General features: G+C 42.3%; 29 protein-coding genes and 1 pseudogene. 11 read left to right on the plus strand and 19 right to left on the minus strand.

The features are described from left to right. Positions 1 to 23: 23 nt before the first annotated feature. The 4 genes from ACFO0S_RS08070 to ACFO0S_RS08085 are packed head-to-tail and all read right to left on the minus strand — an operon-like array spanning position 24 to position 1787. Complete coding sequence (locus tag ACFO0S_RS08070) at positions 24 to 422, minus strand: DUF4181 domain-containing protein (RefSeq protein ID WP_378141306.1); 399 nt, start codon at positions 420 to 422, stop codon at positions 24 to 26. Positions 423 to 474: 52 nt separating this feature from the next. Next, on the minus strand, positions 475 to 882 hold the full coding sequence (locus ACFO0S_RS08075; protein ID WP_378141307.1) for a DUF4181 domain-containing protein: 408 nt from the start codon (positions 880 to 882) through the stop codon (positions 475 to 477). 1 nt (position 883) lies between these two features. Beyond that, positions 884 to 1438, minus strand: a complete 555-nt coding sequence (locus ACFO0S_RS08080; protein WP_378141308.1) for a hypothetical protein — start codon at positions 1436 to 1438, stop codon at positions 884 to 886. Positions 1439 to 1475: 37 nt separating this feature from the next. Continuing rightward, entirely contained in the window at positions 1476 to 1787 is a 312-nt protein-coding gene (locus ACFO0S_RS08085) for a hypothetical protein (RefSeq protein WP_378141309.1), read from the minus strand. Between the two features lie 75 nt (positions 1788 to 1862). Between ACFO0S_RS08085 and ACFO0S_RS08090 the strand changes: the two genes are divergently transcribed. From ACFO0S_RS08090 to ACFO0S_RS08110, 5 genes are all read left to right on the plus strand, one after another. Further along, entirely contained in the window at positions 1863 to 2225 is a 363-nt protein-coding gene (locus ACFO0S_RS08090) for a VOC family protein (protein ID WP_378141310.1), read from the plus strand. Between the two features lie 304 nt (positions 2226 to 2529). After that, on the plus strand, positions 2530 to 2769 hold the full coding sequence (locus tag ACFO0S_RS08095) for a hypothetical protein (RefSeq protein WP_378141312.1): 240 nt from the start codon (positions 2530 to 2532) through the stop codon (positions 2767 to 2769). A gap of 181 nt (positions 2770 to 2950) precedes the next feature. Then, on the plus strand, positions 2951 to 3397 hold the full coding sequence (locus tag ACFO0S_RS08100) for a DUF4362 domain-containing protein (protein WP_378141313.1): 447 nt from the start codon (positions 2951 to 2953) through the stop codon (positions 3395 to 3397). Positions 3398 to 3422: 25 nt separating this feature from the next. Next, complete coding sequence (locus ACFO0S_RS08105) at positions 3423 to 3554, plus strand: hypothetical protein (RefSeq protein WP_378141315.1); 132 nt, start codon at positions 3423 to 3425, stop codon at positions 3552 to 3554. 30 nt (positions 3555 to 3584) lie between these two features. Beyond that, positions 3585 to 3800 (plus strand): hypothetical protein, encoded by a 216-nt coding sequence (locus ACFO0S_RS08110; protein ID WP_378141316.1) that lies wholly within the window; start codon positions 3585 to 3587, stop codon positions 3798 to 3800. 112 nt (positions 3801 to 3912) lie between these two features. Here the strand turns inward: ACFO0S_RS08110 and ACFO0S_RS08115 are convergent, their stop codons facing one another. After that, positions 3913 to 4149, minus strand: a complete 237-nt coding sequence (locus ACFO0S_RS08115; protein WP_378141317.1) for a hypothetical protein — start codon at positions 4147 to 4149, stop codon at positions 3913 to 3915. Between the two features lie 126 nt (positions 4150 to 4275). Between ACFO0S_RS08115 and ACFO0S_RS08120 the strand changes: the two genes are divergently transcribed. After that, complete coding sequence (locus ACFO0S_RS08120; RefSeq protein WP_378141318.1) at positions 4276 to 5577, plus strand: acetamidase/formamidase family protein; 1302 nt, start codon at positions 4276 to 4278, stop codon at positions 5575 to 5577. 33 nt (positions 5578 to 5610) lie between these two features. On the opposite strand, the gene ACFO0S_RS08125 is transcribed toward ACFO0S_RS08120, so the two are convergent. Beyond that, positions 5611 to 6342: a DUF2087 domain-containing protein gene (locus ACFO0S_RS08125; protein ID WP_378141319.1), complete on the minus strand. Its 732-nt coding sequence runs from the start codon at positions 6340 to 6342 to the stop codon at positions 5611 to 5613. A gap of 196 nt (positions 6343 to 6538) precedes the next feature. Between ACFO0S_RS08125 and ACFO0S_RS08130 the strand changes: the two genes are divergently transcribed. Further along, the gene (locus ACFO0S_RS08130) at positions 6539 to 6745 is read left to right on the plus strand and encodes a helix-turn-helix transcriptional regulator (protein ID WP_378141320.1); all 207 of its coding nucleotides are present in this window, start codon (positions 6539 to 6541) and stop codon (positions 6743 to 6745) included. Then, a complete protein-coding gene (locus ACFO0S_RS08135) occupies positions 6742 to 7197 on the plus strand; it encodes a hypothetical protein (RefSeq protein WP_378141321.1) in 456 nt (151 codons plus the stop codon). The genes ACFO0S_RS08130 and ACFO0S_RS08135 overlap by 4 nt, the downstream gene beginning before the upstream one ends. Positions 7198 to 7251: 54 nt before the next feature. Here ACFO0S_RS08135 and ACFO0S_RS08140 read toward each other — a convergent pair whose 3' ends face one another. From ACFO0S_RS08140 to ACFO0S_RS08175, 9 genes are all read right to left on the minus strand, one after another. Continuing rightward, positions 7252 to 7758 (minus strand): GNAT family N-acetyltransferase, encoded by a 507-nt coding sequence (locus ACFO0S_RS08140; protein ID WP_378141322.1) that lies wholly within the window; start codon positions 7756 to 7758, stop codon positions 7252 to 7254. 33 nt (positions 7759 to 7791) lie between these two features. Further along, complete coding sequence (locus ACFO0S_RS14820; protein WP_465251271.1) at positions 7792 to 7989, minus strand: DUF6199 family natural product biosynthesis protein; 198 nt, start codon at positions 7987 to 7989, stop codon at positions 7792 to 7794. Positions 7990 to 8053: 64 nt separating this feature from the next. Beyond that, positions 8054 to 8236 (minus strand): hypothetical protein, encoded by a 183-nt coding sequence (locus tag ACFO0S_RS08145; RefSeq protein WP_378141323.1) that lies wholly within the window; start codon positions 8234 to 8236, stop codon positions 8054 to 8056. A 40-nt stretch (positions 8237 to 8276) separates the two neighbouring features. Beyond that, a complete protein-coding gene (locus tag ACFO0S_RS08150) occupies positions 8277 to 8507 on the minus strand; it encodes a hypothetical protein (RefSeq protein ID WP_378141324.1) in 231 nt (76 codons plus the stop codon). Next, on the minus strand, positions 8504 to 8986 hold the full coding sequence (locus ACFO0S_RS08155) for a hypothetical protein (protein ID WP_378141326.1): 483 nt from the start codon (positions 8984 to 8986) through the stop codon (positions 8504 to 8506). The genes ACFO0S_RS08150 and ACFO0S_RS08155 overlap by 4 nt, the downstream gene beginning before the upstream one ends. Then, complete coding sequence (locus ACFO0S_RS08160; RefSeq protein WP_378141327.1) at positions 8983 to 9369, minus strand: hypothetical protein; 387 nt, start codon at positions 9367 to 9369, stop codon at positions 8983 to 8985. The genes ACFO0S_RS08155 and ACFO0S_RS08160 overlap by 4 nt, the downstream gene beginning before the upstream one ends. An 11-nt stretch (positions 9370 to 9380) precedes the next feature. Continuing rightward, positions 9381 to 9584 carry a zinc ribbon domain-containing protein gene (locus tag ACFO0S_RS08165; RefSeq protein ID WP_378141328.1) on the minus strand — a complete coding sequence of 68 codons (204 nt, stop codon included), beginning with the start codon at positions 9582 to 9584 and terminating at the stop codon, positions 9381 to 9383. A gap of 87 nt (positions 9585 to 9671) precedes the next feature. Next, on the minus strand, positions 9672 to 10634 hold the full coding sequence (locus ACFO0S_RS08170) for a DUF1835 domain-containing protein (RefSeq protein ID WP_378141329.1): 963 nt from the start codon (positions 10632 to 10634) through the stop codon (positions 9672 to 9674). Between the two features lie 12 nt (positions 10635 to 10646). Beyond that, on the minus strand, positions 10647 to 11354 hold the full coding sequence (locus ACFO0S_RS08175) for a DNA alkylation repair protein (protein ID WP_378141330.1): 708 nt from the start codon (positions 11352 to 11354) through the stop codon (positions 10647 to 10649). Between the two features lie 160 nt (positions 11355 to 11514). Between ACFO0S_RS08175 and ACFO0S_RS08180 the strand changes: the two genes are divergently transcribed. Continuing rightward, complete coding sequence (locus tag ACFO0S_RS08180; RefSeq protein WP_378141331.1) at positions 11515 to 12432, plus strand: carbon-nitrogen hydrolase family protein; 918 nt, start codon at positions 11515 to 11517, stop codon at positions 12430 to 12432. Positions 12433 to 12538: 106 nt separating this feature from the next. Continuing rightward, complete coding sequence (locus ACFO0S_RS08185; protein ID WP_378141333.1) at positions 12539 to 13207, plus strand: GNAT family N-acetyltransferase; 669 nt, start codon at positions 12539 to 12541, stop codon at positions 13205 to 13207. Between the two features lie 142 nt (positions 13208 to 13349). Here the strand turns inward: ACFO0S_RS08185 and ACFO0S_RS08190 are convergent, their stop codons facing one another. The 4 genes and pseudogenes from ACFO0S_RS08190 to ACFO0S_RS08205 all read right to left on the minus strand — a co-directional run. Then, positions 13350 to 13733: a nucleoside 2-deoxyribosyltransferase gene (locus tag ACFO0S_RS08190; RefSeq protein ID WP_378141334.1), complete on the minus strand. Its 384-nt coding sequence runs from the start codon at positions 13731 to 13733 to the stop codon at positions 13350 to 13352. Beyond that, complete coding sequence (locus ACFO0S_RS08195; protein WP_378141335.1) at positions 13730 to 14566, minus strand: alpha/beta fold hydrolase; 837 nt, start codon at positions 14564 to 14566, stop codon at positions 13730 to 13732. The genes ACFO0S_RS08190 and ACFO0S_RS08195 overlap by 4 nt, the downstream gene beginning before the upstream one ends. A gap of 279 nt (positions 14567 to 14845) precedes the next feature. Further along, on the minus strand, positions 14846 to 15217 hold the full coding sequence (locus ACFO0S_RS08200) for a hypothetical protein (protein ID WP_378141375.1): 372 nt from the start codon (positions 15215 to 15217) through the stop codon (positions 14846 to 14848). Positions 15218 to 15227: 10 nt separating this feature from the next. After that, positions 15228 to 15320: pseudogene (locus ACFO0S_RS08205) on the minus strand (CotG/ExsB N-terminal domain-containing protein); the annotation flags it as partial. 213 nt (positions 15321 to 15533) lie between these two features. Here ACFO0S_RS08205 and ACFO0S_RS08210 point away from each other — a divergent pair. Beyond that, positions 15534 to 16625, plus strand: coding sequence for a CotH kinase family protein (locus ACFO0S_RS08210; protein ID WP_378141336.1), 1092 nt, complete (start codon positions 15534 to 15536; stop codon positions 16623 to 16625). Positions 16626 to 16765: the final 140 nt, after the last annotated feature.

The raw sequence follows: 16765 nt of genomic DNA on the forward strand, positions 1-16765 counted from the left end.
CTTATTTGTAGCTCCTTTGTGGTTTAGATAGTGGCATCCATTCCCTCAAAAATACTGGTGACCATCAACACAAAGATGATGACCGTACCTATTGAACTGAGGAGAGTAGCTTTGTACAGATACCGATTTTCGGCGTGCTTCCATTGCATAAACGCTTTTAGCAACTCCGTGGTTCCTGAGCTAATAGCAGGTAATGCAAGTGCGACATAAGAAACTGTACCAGTTGACATTAGGAAGGAGACAGTCATGGTGGCAAGAAATGAAATCGCTATCAGTGTATGGAAGAGGATACGATGCATCTTGGAGTAATAGATGCGTTCCTTTTCTTTTGGAAGATCCCACCGCTTACTTAACGTAAATTCCAAAAGCCAAATGGCAAAAAAACCAAGAGATACCGTGAACACAATTTTTTCAAGTGGCATGGAAGTGCCTCCTTCTGAATTTGGTCACAGGATGGTGGGATTTGTCTACTCGCTACCCCTTCACGACACCCATTGAACTAGAGAAATAGACTACTAGAATAATGAGCAGCATGACAGCTGGCGCACTAAAGTTCAGCCAAGAGATGATAATCCATTTCGGATTCTCGTTGTACTTCTTTTGCATGTAAATCCGTAGCAACTCTTCGAATCCATTCATAAGGAAAGGGATGCTAACTAGTAGAATGCTTGGCTTACCTTGATTGATTTGATACAGCCCCACTGAAAGAAGGAGTAGAATAGCGATTCCTTTAATCGAGTAGTTTAACCGTCTATGAGTTTGTGAATAATAATCCATCGGCTTAATAACCAATTGCCATTTGCGTTTTAAAATGTAGATAACGGTCAATAACATGACTAAATAAACCATCGTAGATAATAAAATGATAGTGAATGGTTCCACTTTATTCCCCCTCGTACGGCCGCTCCACAAACTCCAAATCGTGTGCAAGTGCCGTGCGGTAAATTTTACTGCGCTTTTCAAATTCTAGTTGCGGACTGTCTTCAATATAGACGGCTTCCCCTGTTTTCGTAATGAACTGGTAGCGTCCACGTTCACTAGTACCGTACTCATAAATGACCTTTGTGAATTCGTTCATGTTGTAATGGCGTTTTTCTGTGTAGTCTTGAATCGTGATATGCTCTGGATGGATCGCTACGTAACTGAGTGTTGATAGGGCAAGCGTCGCAACGGAGGCGAGCGTTAACACACCGGTCATGGCATACGTCCATTTGTTTCGTTTTAAGGCGAGCATGACGAGAATCGTAAATAGAATTCCAAATGACCAGGTAATCAGCCCATGATTTTTAGACGGTGCGAGCACCACGATTTGTTCTGGATCGTAGAAAAGCGTCTGCGTGATGACGAGTGGCAAAAACAAAATGAAGAGTGGTGAAAGTAGTACAACGACAATAGCCCAGACCATGAAGATTGCGCGCGGTGATTTTTCGTGTAGCATGTCAATTCCCTCTGTTTTCTTTTTATTTCTAATTTTTTCATGGGCTTCTTTGTTCAGATGAGACTTCCTCTATTTTGAGAAACGCATACGAACCCAATACGAAGCCAACAATCAAAATCGAGATTCCGAAAGCAAACCCAGAAAAGACAAACCATTCAAATGGAGAATACATAAAGGTCTCTAAAGCTAAAAAGCTTATGATTGATGCAAATCCCCCAAAGAGAACAAGCAGCATGGAAAAAGCAATCGTCTCCATTCGTTCATAACGATCTGATGCCAATTGAACAAGACCTACTATACCTATTAATAAAATCACAAATGTGGTAATAGAGAAAAGCGCTATGTTCATATGTATACATCCTTTCTATTTCTTTTTCTTGTACTTTCCGGCATACTGAACCTAACGACAAAGGGGGAATTGAACATGATTCAAGGTCTGCATCATGCACAAATCACGATTCCGAAAGGAACAGAAATTGAAGGAAAAGCGTTTTACTGCGACGTGTTGAACTTAGAGGAAATCCAGAAGCCGGAATCCTTACAAGGACGAGGTGGGTTCTGGCTGAAAGTTGGTATGCAAGAAGTCCATGTTGGGACAGAAGAAGGGTTCGACCGATCAACCACTAAAGCACACCTTGCCTATCTCGTCAGCAACTTAGATGTCTGGAAACGCACACTAGAATCAGAAGGTATCGAGATTCTTTCTGGCATTCCGATTCCGGGGTACGACCGGTTTGAGTTCCGTGACCCGTTCGGAAACCGGGTGGAGATGATTCAGAAATTATAAGAACAGGGCTCTTCTGTTTTGGCGGAAGGGCTTTTGTTATACTTCCCCTTTCCTACTATACGATTCGTATTGCCAATAGTTTCATTATTCTCACTTCATTATACCTGATATAGAAGTATTTACCATGTAATTCCCAAGAAAAACTTGCTCTTGAAAAGTAAGTTAAGTGTACAGTCTTTTAATTTGAATTCATTCATTGTTTCTTAAAATTTGGAAGAAGTCGACAAAAAGTTTGGTAAAATGGAAGAAATTGTGGAACTATTGTTTCCTTGAATCGTTAGAAGTTGTAGGAGGACGTGATCGGATGAAAGTTAAATTACTCACTGCGGTGTTCGCTATAATTGTTTTCGCACTTTTGTATTCTTGGAATCTATATGTTCCTAAAGCTGAGCGTGATGTAGGTACGTATTACTTTGGATTTTGGGAAGTGGTTTTTTTTGTGATTATCTATGCAGGCCCTATCTATTTGATTGCTGGCATTCCCCTTTCATATGGCGGGGATAAGCTACTACAGAGATTTAATCATTCTGCTGCTTGGGTGTGATGGTTACTTGGGATTTTAGTGTACTCCTGTCTCGGAGGCCTCGCTGCGCTCATTACCATCCCGATTTTGTTAACAGTTCCCACTTATTCAGAAATGATTGGTTTCGCTGTCATGGGGAGTATAGCTGCGACCGTGTTCTACCTCATTCAACTTTTGCTCCAACGAAAGCGAGGACTTCAACATGAAGCGATTGTTGAGTAGTATGACACTGGTGATGCTGATGATAGGATGTACTTCTGGTGAAGAAGGCACTGTCATCACAGTCGACCCTTCTACTGTTGAACCGCTTGAGGAACTTCCAGAAGATATTGTCGATACACATGGCGAAATCACAAATCTCGAACAGCTCGAGGAATTTATACAAAAGGTGGAGGTTTTTGAGCCGGATAGCGTTCGTATCATTTCATATACCACCGAAGGCGATCCGATTGTCAAAGAAGTGGAGTTTACAGGTGAACTATTTGAGATAACTTATGATACCCGTCGTGACGGCTTTGGCTCCCAAGTCATTCGCAACTATACATGTACGGCTATCGACCGCGAAGAAACGCAGAGTAGCGTTACTTTTAAATTTACTGGTTGTGAAGGTGAGCAAGATTCGATTGTGTTGCTGGATTTGCCAAACTAATGTATCCATGAAAGGATGAGGAATCATGAAATTTAAATTGATTATTGGTGCCATCCTTTTAATAGGTTTGGTTATAACTACACGTTATATATCCTCAATCGTGGTTACAGAGGGTTACGTAGCATCTACAGATGACAAACGTATTCGAGCCATTTAACTTTTCGAACTTGGTCTCAGCAGTTCTCAAGTGTCAGCATTGTCAGATGCTGAATTAGATGCACTCCTAGATGAAAGAGTAGAAGAATTTGCAGGAGATTTTTATGATGTCCCCTTTTTAAATCGTCAATTCGGCTCTACATACAATAAGGGTGACAAAGTAAAAGTGTATTGGGATGGGCGTATGAAACTAAGTATGCCGGGTCAGGTCCCTGGGACTGTTTTTATACAAAAGATGAAGGAATAATGAGTGTCTATACCTTGTTAAAAGTACTATTTAAATAAACAGACCTATTCTCATAAAAATCTGAGAATAGGTCTATTTTTATTCACCCACTATTAGAATTTACTTTACTTAATCAAGAAAAATACGCCGTCCATTCCACAAACGCAATGACATAACCGAGAATGGCTAAAACTATGTACAACCACATAAACCCTTTACGATCATTCTTTTTCGAATCGAGCGCTGAAATTGTAAACAGTATGGCTAACAGCGGTGATGTCAGCAAATTAAAAAGTACGTAATCCGTCGTCCACGATAAGATAATACTTGTTAGTGCCAAGACGCCAATTACCGTCCCTAATTTATTCATTTGTTTCACCCTTTTTATCTTGATAGTCATTCTACGTTCCACGGGACGAAAAGTTTCAATTACATGACTTCACCTCGAATTCGAGCTATACTAAAATTGAATTTTCAGATAAGGGGTGGAAGAGAAATGGCAAAGGCAGTAGATACACTTTTGGTGAACTCATTTATCGATGGTGTACTGGATCCAAGAAAAGAAATGCTTGGCCCAGTGCGGGACGGTGGACATATCCTTGCGAATACCGCTCCGGGCTGTTGGGGTCCAATGATTACCCCATGTATACGCGGCGGACATGAAGTCACAAAACCCGTCTATGTGGAAGGCGCTGAACCAGGTGACGCGATTGTTGTGAAGATCCATTCAATTCGCGTCACGTCGTTGGCAACCTCGTCCGGCAATGACGCCCCAGTTGAAGGGCGCTTTCTCGGAGACCCATTCGTCGCTGTAAAATGTCCAGGATGCGGGACGATGTATCCGGATACGGTCATCAAAGGAATTGGGCAGGAAGCGATTCGCTGTGCGAATTGTGATGCAGACGTCACGCCATTTGTGTTCACGAACGGTTACACCATAGGGTTTAGTGAACAGGCGGATGTTGGAGTCACTGTGTCGAAAGAAGCAGCAGAGACCATTGCGCAAGACGGCCGACACTATATGCAGACACCCGAGAACTCGGTACAGAACCCGATTGTTACGTTCGCACCACATGACTTGGTCGGGGTCGTCGCACGCATGCGACCTTTCCTCGGTCAGCTCGGCACTACGCCTTCAAAACCGATGCCAGATTCTCATAATGCCGGAGACTTTGGTTCGTTCCTTGTCGGGGCTCCGCATGATTACAAAGTGACAGAAGACGAATTAAAAGAACACCGTACAGACGGTCATATGGACATCAGTCGGGTTCGTGCAGGCGCTACATTGATCTGTCCTGTGAAAGTTCCAGGTGGCGGCATCTATTTAGGTGACATGCATGCGATGCAAGGAGATGGTGAAATTGCTGGACACACAGCGGACGTTTCCGGAATTGTGCACTTGCAAGTCCACGTGATCAAAGGCGTCAACTTACAAGGGCCGATTCTACTTCCGAATGTTGAAGACCTTCCGTATACAGCGAAACCTTTCACTGCGGAAGAGCGTAAGAATGCAGAAGCCATCGCTAAACAATGGAACATCGACAAGTTAGAAGAGTCTTTGCCGATTTCTGTGCTTGGCACAGACTCGAACTTGAACCTTGCGACAGAAAACGGGTTGCAACGAGCTGCTGACCTATTTGGCGTGACGGTTCCGGAGATCATGAACCGGACAACCATTACAGGGTCGATTGAAATTGGCCGGCATCCTGGTGTCGTGACCATCACGTTCCTCGCACCTATTGATTATCTGAAAAAAGCCGGACTCTATGATGTCGTGACCACGCATTATCACTATTAAAACAAGCGTCGGGGGAACTTCCCTCCGACGCTTTTATGATTTCATCCAGTACAGTGAACCGTCTTTGTTGCGGTCAAAGAAGCCGTATTCGATCAGATATCGACGGAGCGACACGTAGTCGTCATGTACCCCTTTTAACACTTCATTCATTTCTTTTTCCGAATACTGTTTATTCGCATGGAAGCGTTTGATAATGTGCTGCAACAAAATAATTTTGCGCTTCTCTTTACTTGGAATCGTCTCGACTTTCCCGTCCAGTCCTTCTTTGAAGTAGGTGGTTAAAACCTTGTCTGTTTCTGCTGCCGTGATAGCATAACGTTCATCCACTTGTGTGGCCCCCTTGTGTACCTCTACATAATTCTGATGTGTTTGTAAGTTTTGCATGATGGCTAAGAATACCTTTGCCTGTCGTTCCTTTTCCCGCAACTTGAAGCGATGTTGTCGAATCGTCGACACACTGTTCGCAGTTGACCGTTTCATGACTTCCTTGTCGTCATGCCCTTCATAGAATAGTGTCAGTAACTCTTTCTGAACATCTGATAAACTCGTGTCCTTTTTATCGAGAGCAAGCAGTGCATGAAAAGCTGACTGGTGATTTTCTGAAATATGGATCTTCATGCGCATTTCTGCGGTAAAAAATCGTTCACCTACCGGAAAAACTTCCCCTTTCAGATATGCTTGATTACAAAACAGACAAGCAAAGCCTTGTTCTAGTTCTTCATAGCCTCTCTGCAGGTCCAACACCTCTGTATCTACCCTCTTCATAACAATCACTCGTCTCGTTAATTATTTAATAAACATTATAATACTTTATTTTTAATTATGTAAACAAAATTAATATTTGTTTATAAATAAATATTTCTACTAACAAAATATATCGAGGTGTCATGTTCACTTGACACGATATAGTAAAAAGCGCACAATCAAGTCAAGTATACTTGACATATAAAGGAGAGGCGCTGTGAAAAATCGTATTAAGGAGCTTCGGGAAGAGAAGAAATTGACGCAGAAAGAATTGGCTGCGGAAGTTGGCGTATCACGTCAAGCAATCAATGCTGTGGAAAACGGAAAGTTTGAGCCCTCTATTTGGCTCGCTTATGATCTGGCAACGTTTTTTGAACAATCTATTGAAGACATCTTTTGTTTTGAGGAGAGTGAACGGAAGTGAAGTGGTTGACCAATAAATCATACAACGCGATATTTATTACATTCATGAGCCTTATTTATGGAGGTATGTACTTAGCGATTTCTGATCATATGGAGTTCGAAAGCATTTTACCACCTATGAATTCGGCAAACTTATGGTTCTGGAATGGTTGGATAGAGGCTCTTTATGGTGGTGTGCTTTACTATCTTGGTTGGGGCATTTTCACCGTGACCGCAGTTATTTTGATTTTATCTTTCACAAGTCGTTCACAGAAATTGGATGAGTATCAAGGAACGATTTTGACGAAAGCAGTGATCGGTGCTGGTTTCCTCTCCATCATCCTGTCACCTCTTTTAATCATTGGCCTTTTGAGTCAACCGCATCTCGCCATCCCTTTAATTTTGTTCGCTGTCACATTGGTCTGGTACTTTGTTTTAGTCGCCTACCTGGCTTTTTTACTTATTCAGCGGTAATTTCTCAAAAAAAAAAAACACGTATGGCGCTCTATTACAGCTACCTTACGTGTTTTATTCGTTTACAAATCGACTCATGATCACGTCATCGACATAGCTGCCATCTGGAAACTTATATTCCTTCAATTTGCGTCCTTCCTCTACAAAACCTAAGCTTTTGTAAAGTGATATGGCACGCGTATTGGTGGAAAACGTGAAAAGCGAAACCTTTTCAATTTCCGGATGCGCATGTGCCCAGTCGAGAAGAGCCATCACTAATTGTTTACCGATACCCTTCCCGCGGCTATCCGCACTTAGCATGACCCCAAACTTACCTGTGTGCCGTGTCTTTTGTCGGCCTTCTGTTTGAAACACGAGCCATCCTACGACGCGCCCTTCATCTTCTGCCACAAACAGCACTTCATTCGGATGCGCTTGTTTTGCTTGAATCCATTCCCGCTGGCCTTCAACCGTCTGGTGAAATTCCTCTAGGCTGGATACGAAATAAATCTCTTCTTGTAGTACATCTTTTTGAATCTGCAGCATCTCTTCTGCATCACGTGGTTCAGCTAAACGAATCATGGGTATTCCTCGTTTCTTAATCTAAATTTATAATCAAGGAAAGAAAAAACCAAGGATATTCATGGCTACTATAAACAATGTGATATAGCCAATCCAACGAAAGACTAAGAGGGCTGCATCGCTTGGCTCTGCTTCTTTAAATAACCACCCAATTAAGATGAACCAAACGAAGGCGGGGGCGAATGCAAAAAACAGTCCAACGATAATTCGAAATAGTATGTATCCGAACATAATTGCTCCTTTATTTTTGATGACTATGCAAAGACAGTCATTTGATAGTTGATTCTATGATGTTTTACATGAACAGGTTTATTACCATGCCTAATATGATTAGGACGATTCCACCTGCCATAAAGTAGCCTATCCATTGAATCGGTCGAGGAAGATTTTTTGCCTTCCGTACAGGATAGCCTTCCACTTTATTCAGATGATCCATTACATCATTGAATGGTTTTTGGTCTTCATGTTTAGTTGACATATGTACACCTCTTTTTAAAAACTGATTGTACTTCAATCCATCAAGATATAAAAAAGACATCTACGGCAAGAATGATAGATGCTAACGTAACGATCATCAAGAAAGCAGAAAGAAACCTTCTCTCTGCTCTCCACTCATCGTACGCTGCGAATCCCCAAATAAATGGTAAAACGCTTAGGAAAATCGTAAAAAAGAGAGTCTCTTTCGTAACGAAATGAATAATGACGCTAGTTATCCCAATCGACCCGACAAGGACTTTTAAGATTTTCAATTTCTTTCGTCCTCCCCAAAAGTGAATCCATCTACTAGCTGCTCCACTTCTCCCGTATAAGGGTCGACTGCATACGCGAGGTCCTCTTCCGTCTGAACGACGTAATCGCTGTAGTTCTTTTCGACATTCCAACGGATGAACGTCGATGTCGTTTCTACGTCAAATGAACTCCCCACAAGTTCACTTGCATCGATAAATGTATAGGAAGGTTTGATGAGCGGAAAGACAATTGCACAAGCCAGAATACCTATCGCTACCGAAGTATAGACTGCCCTCATTCGGGTAAAGCTTTCCTGATTCCATGAAATAAAAAATGTGAGGACCAGGATGATGACAAGCGTTATCGGAAGGTAAATAAAATAGCGCACAGGCTCAAGTAATGTATAAGGAATTAATTGATATTCAAACATCGAAGTTAGTAAAGATAGTACTACTAAGAATGCACCAAAAATACCTAAAGCTTTTCTCTTCTCGGTCATACGTTTCCTCCATTCACCTCTCGTTTATAAAATCGGGTACTTCCTAACAGCCAATCGACTCCAAAATAAATCAAACTATAAACAAGACCAATGACAATAAACAGCAAACTATTCGGAACCTCGTTAAAAATCCATCCTGCCAACGCCCCACCTATCGCTCCTGCCATTCCGTGCAAGCCGAGAGCTATTAAGATGTGATTCGTGCGTTTTTGGATCCACCATGACACGGGCAATCCCATGAAAAACAGGTAAGGTGCCGCATACATCGTAACAATGGCACCGATGATGAAATAACTTTGTAGCCAATCGGGAAAGAAAAACGGAACGATAAAATAGCCGATAGGAAGTGTAAGGACGGCTGCTTCGAGTTTTCTGTTCAGCATGTCGACTCTCCCTATCCGAAGAACAGATCAAGTAGATTCGATCCGCGTGCACTCTTCTTGTTATATAACTCCGAGTATCCACAGTCCTGACAGTAAATCACGATAAATGTATTGTGTTGAATGTCGAACATTTTCGAAAGACCTGTACCCGTCGCAGCGATTTCTTTCTGTGCTGCGTTTTTACTTCCGCACTTCATACACCCTTTTTCATTCATTTCATACATCCCCCTCTTGATTCGTTACTTATGTATACGAAACAGAAGAAATGAAGTTTCATTTATTTCCATTTCACCCAAAACTTTTTACTTCTTGCGAACGCTATATAGTCGCATCTCTTTTGGTGTGCCCTGCATTTCCAATTTTCCGGACGTAAGTAATTGAAGTAAGCGGTATTCTACAAATGCATCGCCCAGTTGATTCGCATATCTCCCGTAAACTTCCCCTACAATTCTAGGGGCCTTCACAAACTCCCCGTTCATACTCTGCTCTTCTACCACTCGCAAAATCATGTCATCTAACATATCTTCATCAAATTCCTGAATGTTTCCATCTTCGTACACGCGCACCATGCAAGACGTATTCGATTGTGCTCTCCACTTTTCAATCAAGTGCCGTTTCTCTTCCGGAGTCAAAGGCATATAGCCTGGACGATTCGCTATTTGTTGAAGCTGCTCCCGAGACATTTCAGCCGTATGGATATCGAGCGTATGACGATTTTCCGAATCAAAAAATTCACGATAGACTTGGGTTGATGGAATGATATAGATATCATTTGAGTGCTGTTCAAGTAGTGTGAGAAGGAGGCGCATGCCGAGCTGTTCGCCTGCATGCTCAGCCGCCCAGACATAGACAGGAAGGTGTGCAGGAATCTGTCGAATGGTATCAACGATTTCCTGCCACTTTTCTTCGTACGTCCAGTAGTGATTTTCCTCGACTAGTCGTTCACTAAGCCACGTTTTACGAACAATTCTTCCCGATGATTCTGTTAAACTCTCCAATGGACCGATGCTCAAATTGTCCTCGATGCCAATCACAAGCTCCTCCGGAAACGCATAACGAAGGGAGATTGTAGCCATCTGTCCAGAAACGAGATGAACTGAGGTGGCAGAATGAGGATTTCGAGGTTTCTTGTGAACACCTTGGAGCGCTTCTTCCAGTGCACTATGAACAACGTCCTTTTCAAACCCCATCTGCATGAGGTGAAGTAAGGCTTCTTTTGCTTGCTCTTCTGATAAACTTTGGATGGTTTGCAGTAGACCCTTCATTGCTATCTCCCTTTAACAACGTACGTATTTTCGTTTGAATCCAAGTTTCCCACGACTCAGCCACTTTTCAATAGAAGCTGTAGCGTCCAAGACGGCGGGTTTCTTTCTTGGTCGTTCTATCTCAATCTTGCCAATTTCTTGTGCGACTTCAATTGCCTTTTCATGAAGCGGAATGTAGGAAATCGCGACGGTGTAGATAAAGTTGTTCATGGAAGACTGTGCGCGAGGCGGTGCGGAATGAATGGTCATCGCCACCACATCGAGAAGTCGACTCATTTTCTCCACATCAAACTCAGCGTCTTTTCGGTTCCCAAGTAGCCAACAATACGTACTCCATCCCGCAGAACGTTTGAGTTCCTCTCCACTTTCAATCCATCGATCTGCCACTTCCTGAGCAATCGGGGATTCCGAGAGTGTGACGGCCACTACATAATCTGACAGCATATAAAAGTAGGCATCATCCATCCAGCGATCAAAGTCACTAGCTGTCATTGCGTCCGGATCAGCAATGACACCTGCGAAGTACATCGCATCGTAATTTCCTGTCGCATACAATTCCTCAGCAAGTGCCTGGTCACGTTTGATCACTTTTTTCATCGGTTTCATCGCTCCTGTGGCGACACCAAATAATGGCTCGCGTGCCCCGTTCCCAATATATAACTTCTTCGTCCGTTCTGTCCCAAGAGCTTCGAGTTCCTTCATGACGTCATCCAACTTCATATCCGATTCCTCCTCTTTTCGTTTTGTATCTAGCATAACGAAAGCTTGTAAAAATGTCTTATAAATTTCAAGTTTATTTGATTTACTTTCCGGCTGAATATGATATTCTATTCTCATTGCGCTTTTAGTGCGAAACACTTTCACGAGGGGGTTTTTCACCATGAGACTTCGCGTTTCTGCTGTACAATATCATTTGCATACGATTCAAAACTTCCAACAGTTTGCTGATCAAGTGACGCACTACGTCAAAACAGCAGCTGAGTTCAATACAGAGTTCATATTATTCCCGGAATTTGTGACAACTCAGTTGTTGTCCATTTCTGATTCTGGCCAAGGCCAACCGATTCAAAACCTGGCACTTTATACCGATGCATACCGTGAGTTGTTTTCAGGTTTAGCCGTAGAGTATGGTGTGTATATTATCGGTGGTACCCATGTGGTGCAAAAAGGCGACAAGTTGTATAACGTCGCTCACCTCTTCTCTCCGGACGGGCATATCGGAGAGCAAGCGAAGCTGCACCTCACTCCAACCGAAGTCACAGATTGGGGCATTACGCCAGGCGAGTCACTCCGCATCTTTGAGACACCGAAAGGCAAAATTGCGATGATCACCTGTTATGATATCGAGTTTCCGGAATTGGTTCGGATGGCGCGCGGCATGGGAGCAGACGTCATTTTCTCTCCTTCGTGCACAGATGACCGTCACGGATTCAACCGTGTGCGCTACACAAGCCACGCCCGGACGATCGAAAACCAAGTATATGTAGTCACAACAGGTACTATCGGTTCACTGCCAACCGTGGACTTCATGCGTGGAAACTTCGGTCAAGCTGCGGTCATTACACCAAATGATGTACCGTTCCCACAAGACGGCATCTTGGTTAAAGGCGAAATCAACAACGACATGGTCATCACAGCGGACCTCGACCTTTCGTTACTTTACGAAGTGCGTGAACATGGTTCCGTTACAACGTGGCGCGACCGTCGCTTCGACTTGTACCCAGACCTAGGAAAAGCCGAAACGGAAACGATACCTACGACGGAATGGCATGTAGCAGACTTCGAAGTACGTGTTTAGAGTTTAATTATTTTTTAACCCCAGGGGTTGTACAAGTAACAAGTTTACTTGTTATTATGAAACAACCCCTGGGGTGATAATACACACATCCAAGGAGTGAAGAACAATGGAATATGTACAAATCACAAGTATTCAAGACCCTCTTTTCGCGAAAATGCACCAATTGATGCAAGACGTTTTTCCAGCTGAAGAAGTGCTCGAGTATGCGCTTTGGGAAGGTCCCCTTCAAGACCCAACTATTCGCATGTTTGTCGCAGTAGAAGGTGACGAAGTAGTCGGCGCTACGGAATACCGTTTCTATGCAGATCGCAAACTATCGATGACTGACTTTACGTTAATCGGCAAAGAAGGCATCGGCGTCGGCCCATTCCTTGCGAAAAAACGCAACGAAGATTTACAACAGCTCTCTGCTGAACACGGCATTGATCTAAAAGGTGTCTTTGCTGAAATCTATGATCCATACCGCGCAGAACGTCACGAATTTGGTGGCTTGCAAGCCATGAACCCATTTGTGCGCCGCGAAGTACTGGCACACCTTGGCTTCAAACGACTCGATTTTTCGTATGTTCACCCTTCTTGGACGAATGAAGGCAATGCAGTGACTGAGCTTGACTTCTGCTTCTTGCCACTTCAAGAGACAACTTCTCTAACTGGAGCAGAAATTGCAGATTTCTTGAAGATGTACTATGCCATCTTGACTGAAAAACCAGCAGACTGGCATGCCATGGTCAAAGATCTTGAATCTCGAGATAAAGTAGAATTGTTACCACTATAAGGATGGCTTATGAACCCCAGGGGTTATACCATAAACAAGTGAACTTGTTTCTAAGGAACAATCCCTGGGGTTACGTAGACCATACATTAAAACCTCCTATCCCTACTAAACTGTAGATGATAGGAGGCTTTTTATACATTTTTTACCGCTTCACAAATTCTAGTAATTCATCCTGATTTCCTGTAAAACATGTCACGCCCTCTACTAAGTAGAACGAACTTAGGTTTTCTAATTCAAACACTTTTGGTGTCTCTGAGTAGATAATGACAGGAATAGAACTTGCCATGGCAATCCCGATTTCAATGTGTGTGCCTTTGCCGCCGGGCAATACAGCAATCACGATATCGGAAGCCTTCACGGCCTCAAATTCGCCCTTACCAATCGTGCGCAATTCTTCTATAGTTGTAGGCTGCGCATTTAATGTCCAGTCATAGGTATGATGCCAGCCTTGATTCTTCAAGTGCGAGCTTATCTGTGAAACCATCTTCCGATTTGAAAGACTAGACGCAATATAGAATTTTGTCAACGAACTGTCGCCTCCACAAACTCACTAAATCGGCCCTCTTCTTCCGAGTACGGGAAATGGTTGCTCTCTTCGAACAGCCAGAACTCAGAATTCGGAATACCTTCGGCAATCTCTTCTCCAAATACCAACGGGCACTGGTTATCGTATTTTCCAGTGTATACGTAAGCTGGCACTTGAATAGAAGAAAGCTCCGAAGTGAGATCAAATTTCGGGTATTCGACTTGGCGGAAATAATCGAGTCGCGGTCCACAAGTCTTCCCGCTATTCGGTTTCGTCATCGATCGCTTCAAATTCTCTTCAGAATGGTAGGACATTAATGCCCATTCGTATCCGAGTTTCTGACGCTCTTCGCGGAGTGTTTCCGGTCGACTGAGTTGGTCCATGATATAGACAATTCGGTCATAGTTTTCGTTACTGGTACTGTAAATACAGTCCGGATGTTCCCCGTACGCTTTCGAAGCAGCGGCTCCACCGACAATGATTTTCGTTAATGAGTCTGGAAAGGCAAGGGCGTAAACAAGTGCCAGCATGCCACCTGTCGAGTGACCTGCAAAGCCCCATTTGTCATACCCAAGTGCCTCTCGTATAGCATCCAAGTCTTTCACAGTCTCTTCCATACTGTATTCTTCCTCATTCTCTGCTTTTGCCGAATTTCCCGCACCTCGCAAATTGATTAAATACACTTTGTACTGTTCTGCCAGTGCGCGTGCAAACGTATTTCCGTTCGCATTGTATTCGCTGTAGTGATGGGTGACCGCCATCGGTTCCCCTTCCCCATATGTAAAATATTCAAATGTGCCTCGTTCGGTTTCTACTAGTTGTGTTTCCCACATGATGTTCACCTCTTTTTGTGTTTTAGTATTTTTTAACAGGGCTCACTTATTAGTATACAAAACATAAATTTCGTAAAGCAATCGACCACGTAATAGCCATAAATGAGACAGTTAGCCAATATGTATGTACACGCGTCGGTTCTCCCGCATGAATTTCTTTTATGATGGATACGAGATTTAAACAAAATACAATGGCCAGAATTGGCATAAAAAAACCTACATAGAATGCTACAAGCAACGTTTTTTCCACGTTTATTGTTAATAATCAAAAAAAGTTAACTAGTAAGAACTAGTTAACCGTATACAGTCCATTGAAGAACATAAAGGGACAGACACTTCTGGAAGTGAAAAACGCAAGAGAGTTTTTTTAAAATAACAAGTCCTCCCAAAAAGAGTTACTGCCCGTGCGTCGGTGATTCCGCGAAGTTCGACGTACCCTGCCCGCGCGTCGGTGGTTACGTGAAGTTCGACGTACCCGGCTCGTACGTCGGTGGTTCCGCGAAGTTCGACGTACCCTGCTCGTGCGTCGTTGGTTTCGTGAAGTTCGACGTACGTTGCTCGTGTGTCGTTTGTTTCGAGAAGTTCGACGTACGTTGCATGAGCATCTGTTGTTTCGAGAAGTTCGACGTACCCTGCTCGTACATCGTTCATTACTAACAGGATCCTGATGCATGAAGTGACCTAACCCTGCATTGTTAGCCAGATCTACTGCATTCTGTATAAATGACATATTTAAACCTCCTTTCATCTTCATTAGAGAAAGAAGATAGATGAGTATTCCTTTTTCAAAAGAATCTAACAGTACTGTTACATTCTTCTTTCCCTTAACGTAATATATGAGGATGTACTAATGATGTTAGAGACAATCGCATAGTTTTCTAAAGTAAATTATAATTCTGTGTCCTTTTGTGGCATCTTACTTTTTTATTTCATACGAATAATTTACTAATGAAAGGGAAGAATTTGCATGGATAACAGCATGAAAATACCTGAATATCAGCTTTTTATTCAACCTTTAGATTTAAGTGAACTTCGTAAAGATATTTGGGATGACGATCCTATCCCTGCCAAGCTAACGATTAACAAAAGAAAGTATGATATTGATATCGCCTATCGTGGGTCCCATATCCGGGATTTTCGAAAGAAGTCGTATCACATTTCGTTTTATAAGCCAAGTACCTATAGAAAAGCCAAAGAAATTCATATCAACGCAGAATATAAAGATCCTTCTCAATTAAGAAATAAATTATCACTAGATTTTTTCAGTGAAATAGGGTGCTTATCGCCAAAGTCCCAATTTGTATATATGAAATTGAATGGGAAAAATGAGGGGCTTTATTTAGAATTAGAATCTGTGGATGAGCATTTCCTTGCGAATCGACAACTACCTCAAGGACCCATATTCTATGCGATTGATGGCGATGCTAACTTTTCGTTGATGAGTGATCTTGATAAAGATGTAAAGAAATCACTTAACCTTGGCTATGAACTAAAATATGGGACAGTACAAGATGAATTATTTTTACAAAAAATGATTGTTGAAATTAATACCATTTCAAAAATTGAATTTGAAAATAAAATTGTGAACTACATCCATGTTGATCAGTATCTCCGCTGGTTGGCTGGCGTTGTTTTCACCCAGAATTTTGATGGTTTTGTTCATAATTACGCACTATACCAGAATAGCGAAACGAGACTATTCGAAGTCATCCCGTGGGATTACGATGCAACATGGGGAAGGGATGTAAACGGGAGAGTAATGAGGGAAGACTATTTACGAATCGAAGGATTTAATACGCTAACCGCAAGGATTCTCGACGTGAAAACATTTCGACGTCAATACAAAAACTTGCTAGTAGATATTTTAAACAACAAATTTAATGTAGACTATTTGAAACCCAAAATACAAGGGATGCATGATTTAATAAGGCCTTATATTCAAAAAGATCCTTATAAAAAAGACGATATCCATTTATTTGATGAGGAACCTGAGTATATACTGGATTTTATTGAAGCACGGGCGAATTATATAAGAGAGAAATTAGATACATTAGATTAAGTTGTTTCATTATCTTACAACCCCCTCTTTCTATCGGGTAAGAGTTTTGTTGTCGCTTGAATTTGCACGCTTCTTTCTCGTACCGATGACAAAATAAAACCTATCTTTCACTCAGCACACAAACTGAGAAAAGATAGGTC

Source organism: Chryseomicrobium palamuruense, from assembly GCF_042649045.1.
In the GTDB taxonomy this organism is placed as follows: domain Bacteria; phylum Bacillota; class Bacilli; order Bacillales_A; family Planococcaceae; genus Chryseomicrobium; species Chryseomicrobium palamuruense.

What these genes read in the sequence shown, in the direction of transcription:
- ACFO0S_RS08070 (WP_378141306.1), bottom strand. Translation starts at nt 422, where the DNA reads ATGCCACTTGAAAAAATTGTGTTCACGGTATCTCTTGGTTTTTTTGCC.
- ACFO0S_RS08080 (WP_378141308.1), bottom strand. Translation starts at nt 1,438, where the DNA reads ATGCTACACGAAAAATCACCGCGCGCAATCTTCATGGTCTGGGCTATT.
- ACFO0S_RS08085 (WP_378141309.1), bottom strand. Translation starts at nt 1,787, where the DNA reads ATGAACATAGCGCTTTTCTCTATTACCACATTTGTGATTTTATTAATA.
- ACFO0S_RS08090 (WP_378141310.1), top strand. Translation starts at nt 1,863, where the DNA reads ATGATTCAAGGTCTGCATCATGCACAAATCACGATTCCGAAAGGAACA.
- ACFO0S_RS08095 (WP_378141312.1), top strand. Translation starts at nt 2,530, where the DNA reads ATGAAAGTTAAATTACTCACTGCGGTGTTCGCTATAATTGTTTTCGCA.
- ACFO0S_RS08100 (WP_378141313.1), top strand. Translation starts at nt 2,951, where the DNA reads ATGAAGCGATTGTTGAGTAGTATGACACTGGTGATGCTGATGATAGGA.
- ACFO0S_RS08105 (WP_378141315.1), top strand. Translation starts at nt 3,423, where the DNA reads ATGAAATTTAAATTGATTATTGGTGCCATCCTTTTAATAGGTTTGGTT.
- ACFO0S_RS08115 (WP_378141317.1), bottom strand. Translation starts at nt 4,149, where the DNA reads ATGAATAAATTAGGGACGGTAATTGGCGTCTTGGCACTAACAAGTATT.
- ACFO0S_RS08120 (WP_378141318.1), top strand. Translation starts at nt 4,276, where the DNA reads ATGGCAAAGGCAGTAGATACACTTTTGGTGAACTCATTTATCGATGGT.
- ACFO0S_RS08125 (WP_378141319.1), bottom strand. Translation starts at nt 6,342, where the DNA reads ATGAAGAGGGTAGATACAGAGGTGTTGGACCTGCAGAGAGGCTATGAA.
- ACFO0S_RS08140 (WP_378141322.1), bottom strand. Translation starts at nt 7,758, where the DNA reads ATGATTCGTTTAGCTGAACCACGTGATGCAGAAGAGATGCTGCAGATT.
- ACFO0S_RS14820 (WP_465251271.1), bottom strand. Translation starts at nt 7,989, where the DNA reads ATGTTCGGATACATACTATTTCGAATTATCGTTGGACTGTTTTTTGCA.
- ACFO0S_RS08145 (WP_378141323.1), bottom strand. Translation starts at nt 8,236, where the DNA reads ATGTCAACTAAACATGAAGACCAAAAACCATTCAATGATGTAATGGAT.
- ACFO0S_RS08155 (WP_378141326.1), bottom strand. Translation starts at nt 8,986, where the DNA reads ATGACCGAGAAGAGAAAAGCTTTAGGTATTTTTGGTGCATTCTTAGTA.
- ACFO0S_RS08160 (WP_378141327.1), bottom strand. Translation starts at nt 9,369, where the DNA reads ATGCTGAACAGAAAACTCGAAGCAGCCGTCCTTACACTTCCTATCGGC.
- ACFO0S_RS08165 (WP_378141328.1), bottom strand. Translation starts at nt 9,584, where the DNA reads ATGAATGAAAAAGGGTGTATGAAGTGCGGAAGTAAAAACGCAGCACAG.
- ACFO0S_RS08170 (WP_378141329.1), bottom strand. Translation starts at nt 10,634, where the DNA reads ATGAAGGGTCTACTGCAAACCATCCAAAGTTTATCAGAAGAGCAAGCA.
- ACFO0S_RS08175 (WP_378141330.1), bottom strand. Translation starts at nt 11,354, where the DNA reads ATGAAGTTGGATGACGTCATGAAGGAACTCGAAGCTCTTGGGACAGAA.
- ACFO0S_RS08180 (WP_378141331.1), top strand. Translation starts at nt 11,515, where the DNA reads ATGAGACTTCGCGTTTCTGCTGTACAATATCATTTGCATACGATTCAA.
- ACFO0S_RS08185 (WP_378141333.1), top strand. Translation starts at nt 12,539, where the DNA reads ATGGAATATGTACAAATCACAAGTATTCAAGACCCTCTTTTCGCGAAA.
- ACFO0S_RS08195 (WP_378141335.1), bottom strand. Translation starts at nt 14,566, where the DNA reads ATGTGGGAAACACAACTAGTAGAAACCGAACGAGGCACATTTGAATAT.
- ACFO0S_RS08200 (WP_378141375.1), bottom strand. Translation starts at nt 15,217, where the DNA reads ATGAACGATGTACGAGCAGGGTACGTCGAACTTCTCGAAACAACAGAT.
- ACFO0S_RS08210 (WP_378141336.1), top strand. Translation starts at nt 15,534, where the DNA reads ATGGATAACAGCATGAAAATACCTGAATATCAGCTTTTTATTCAACCT.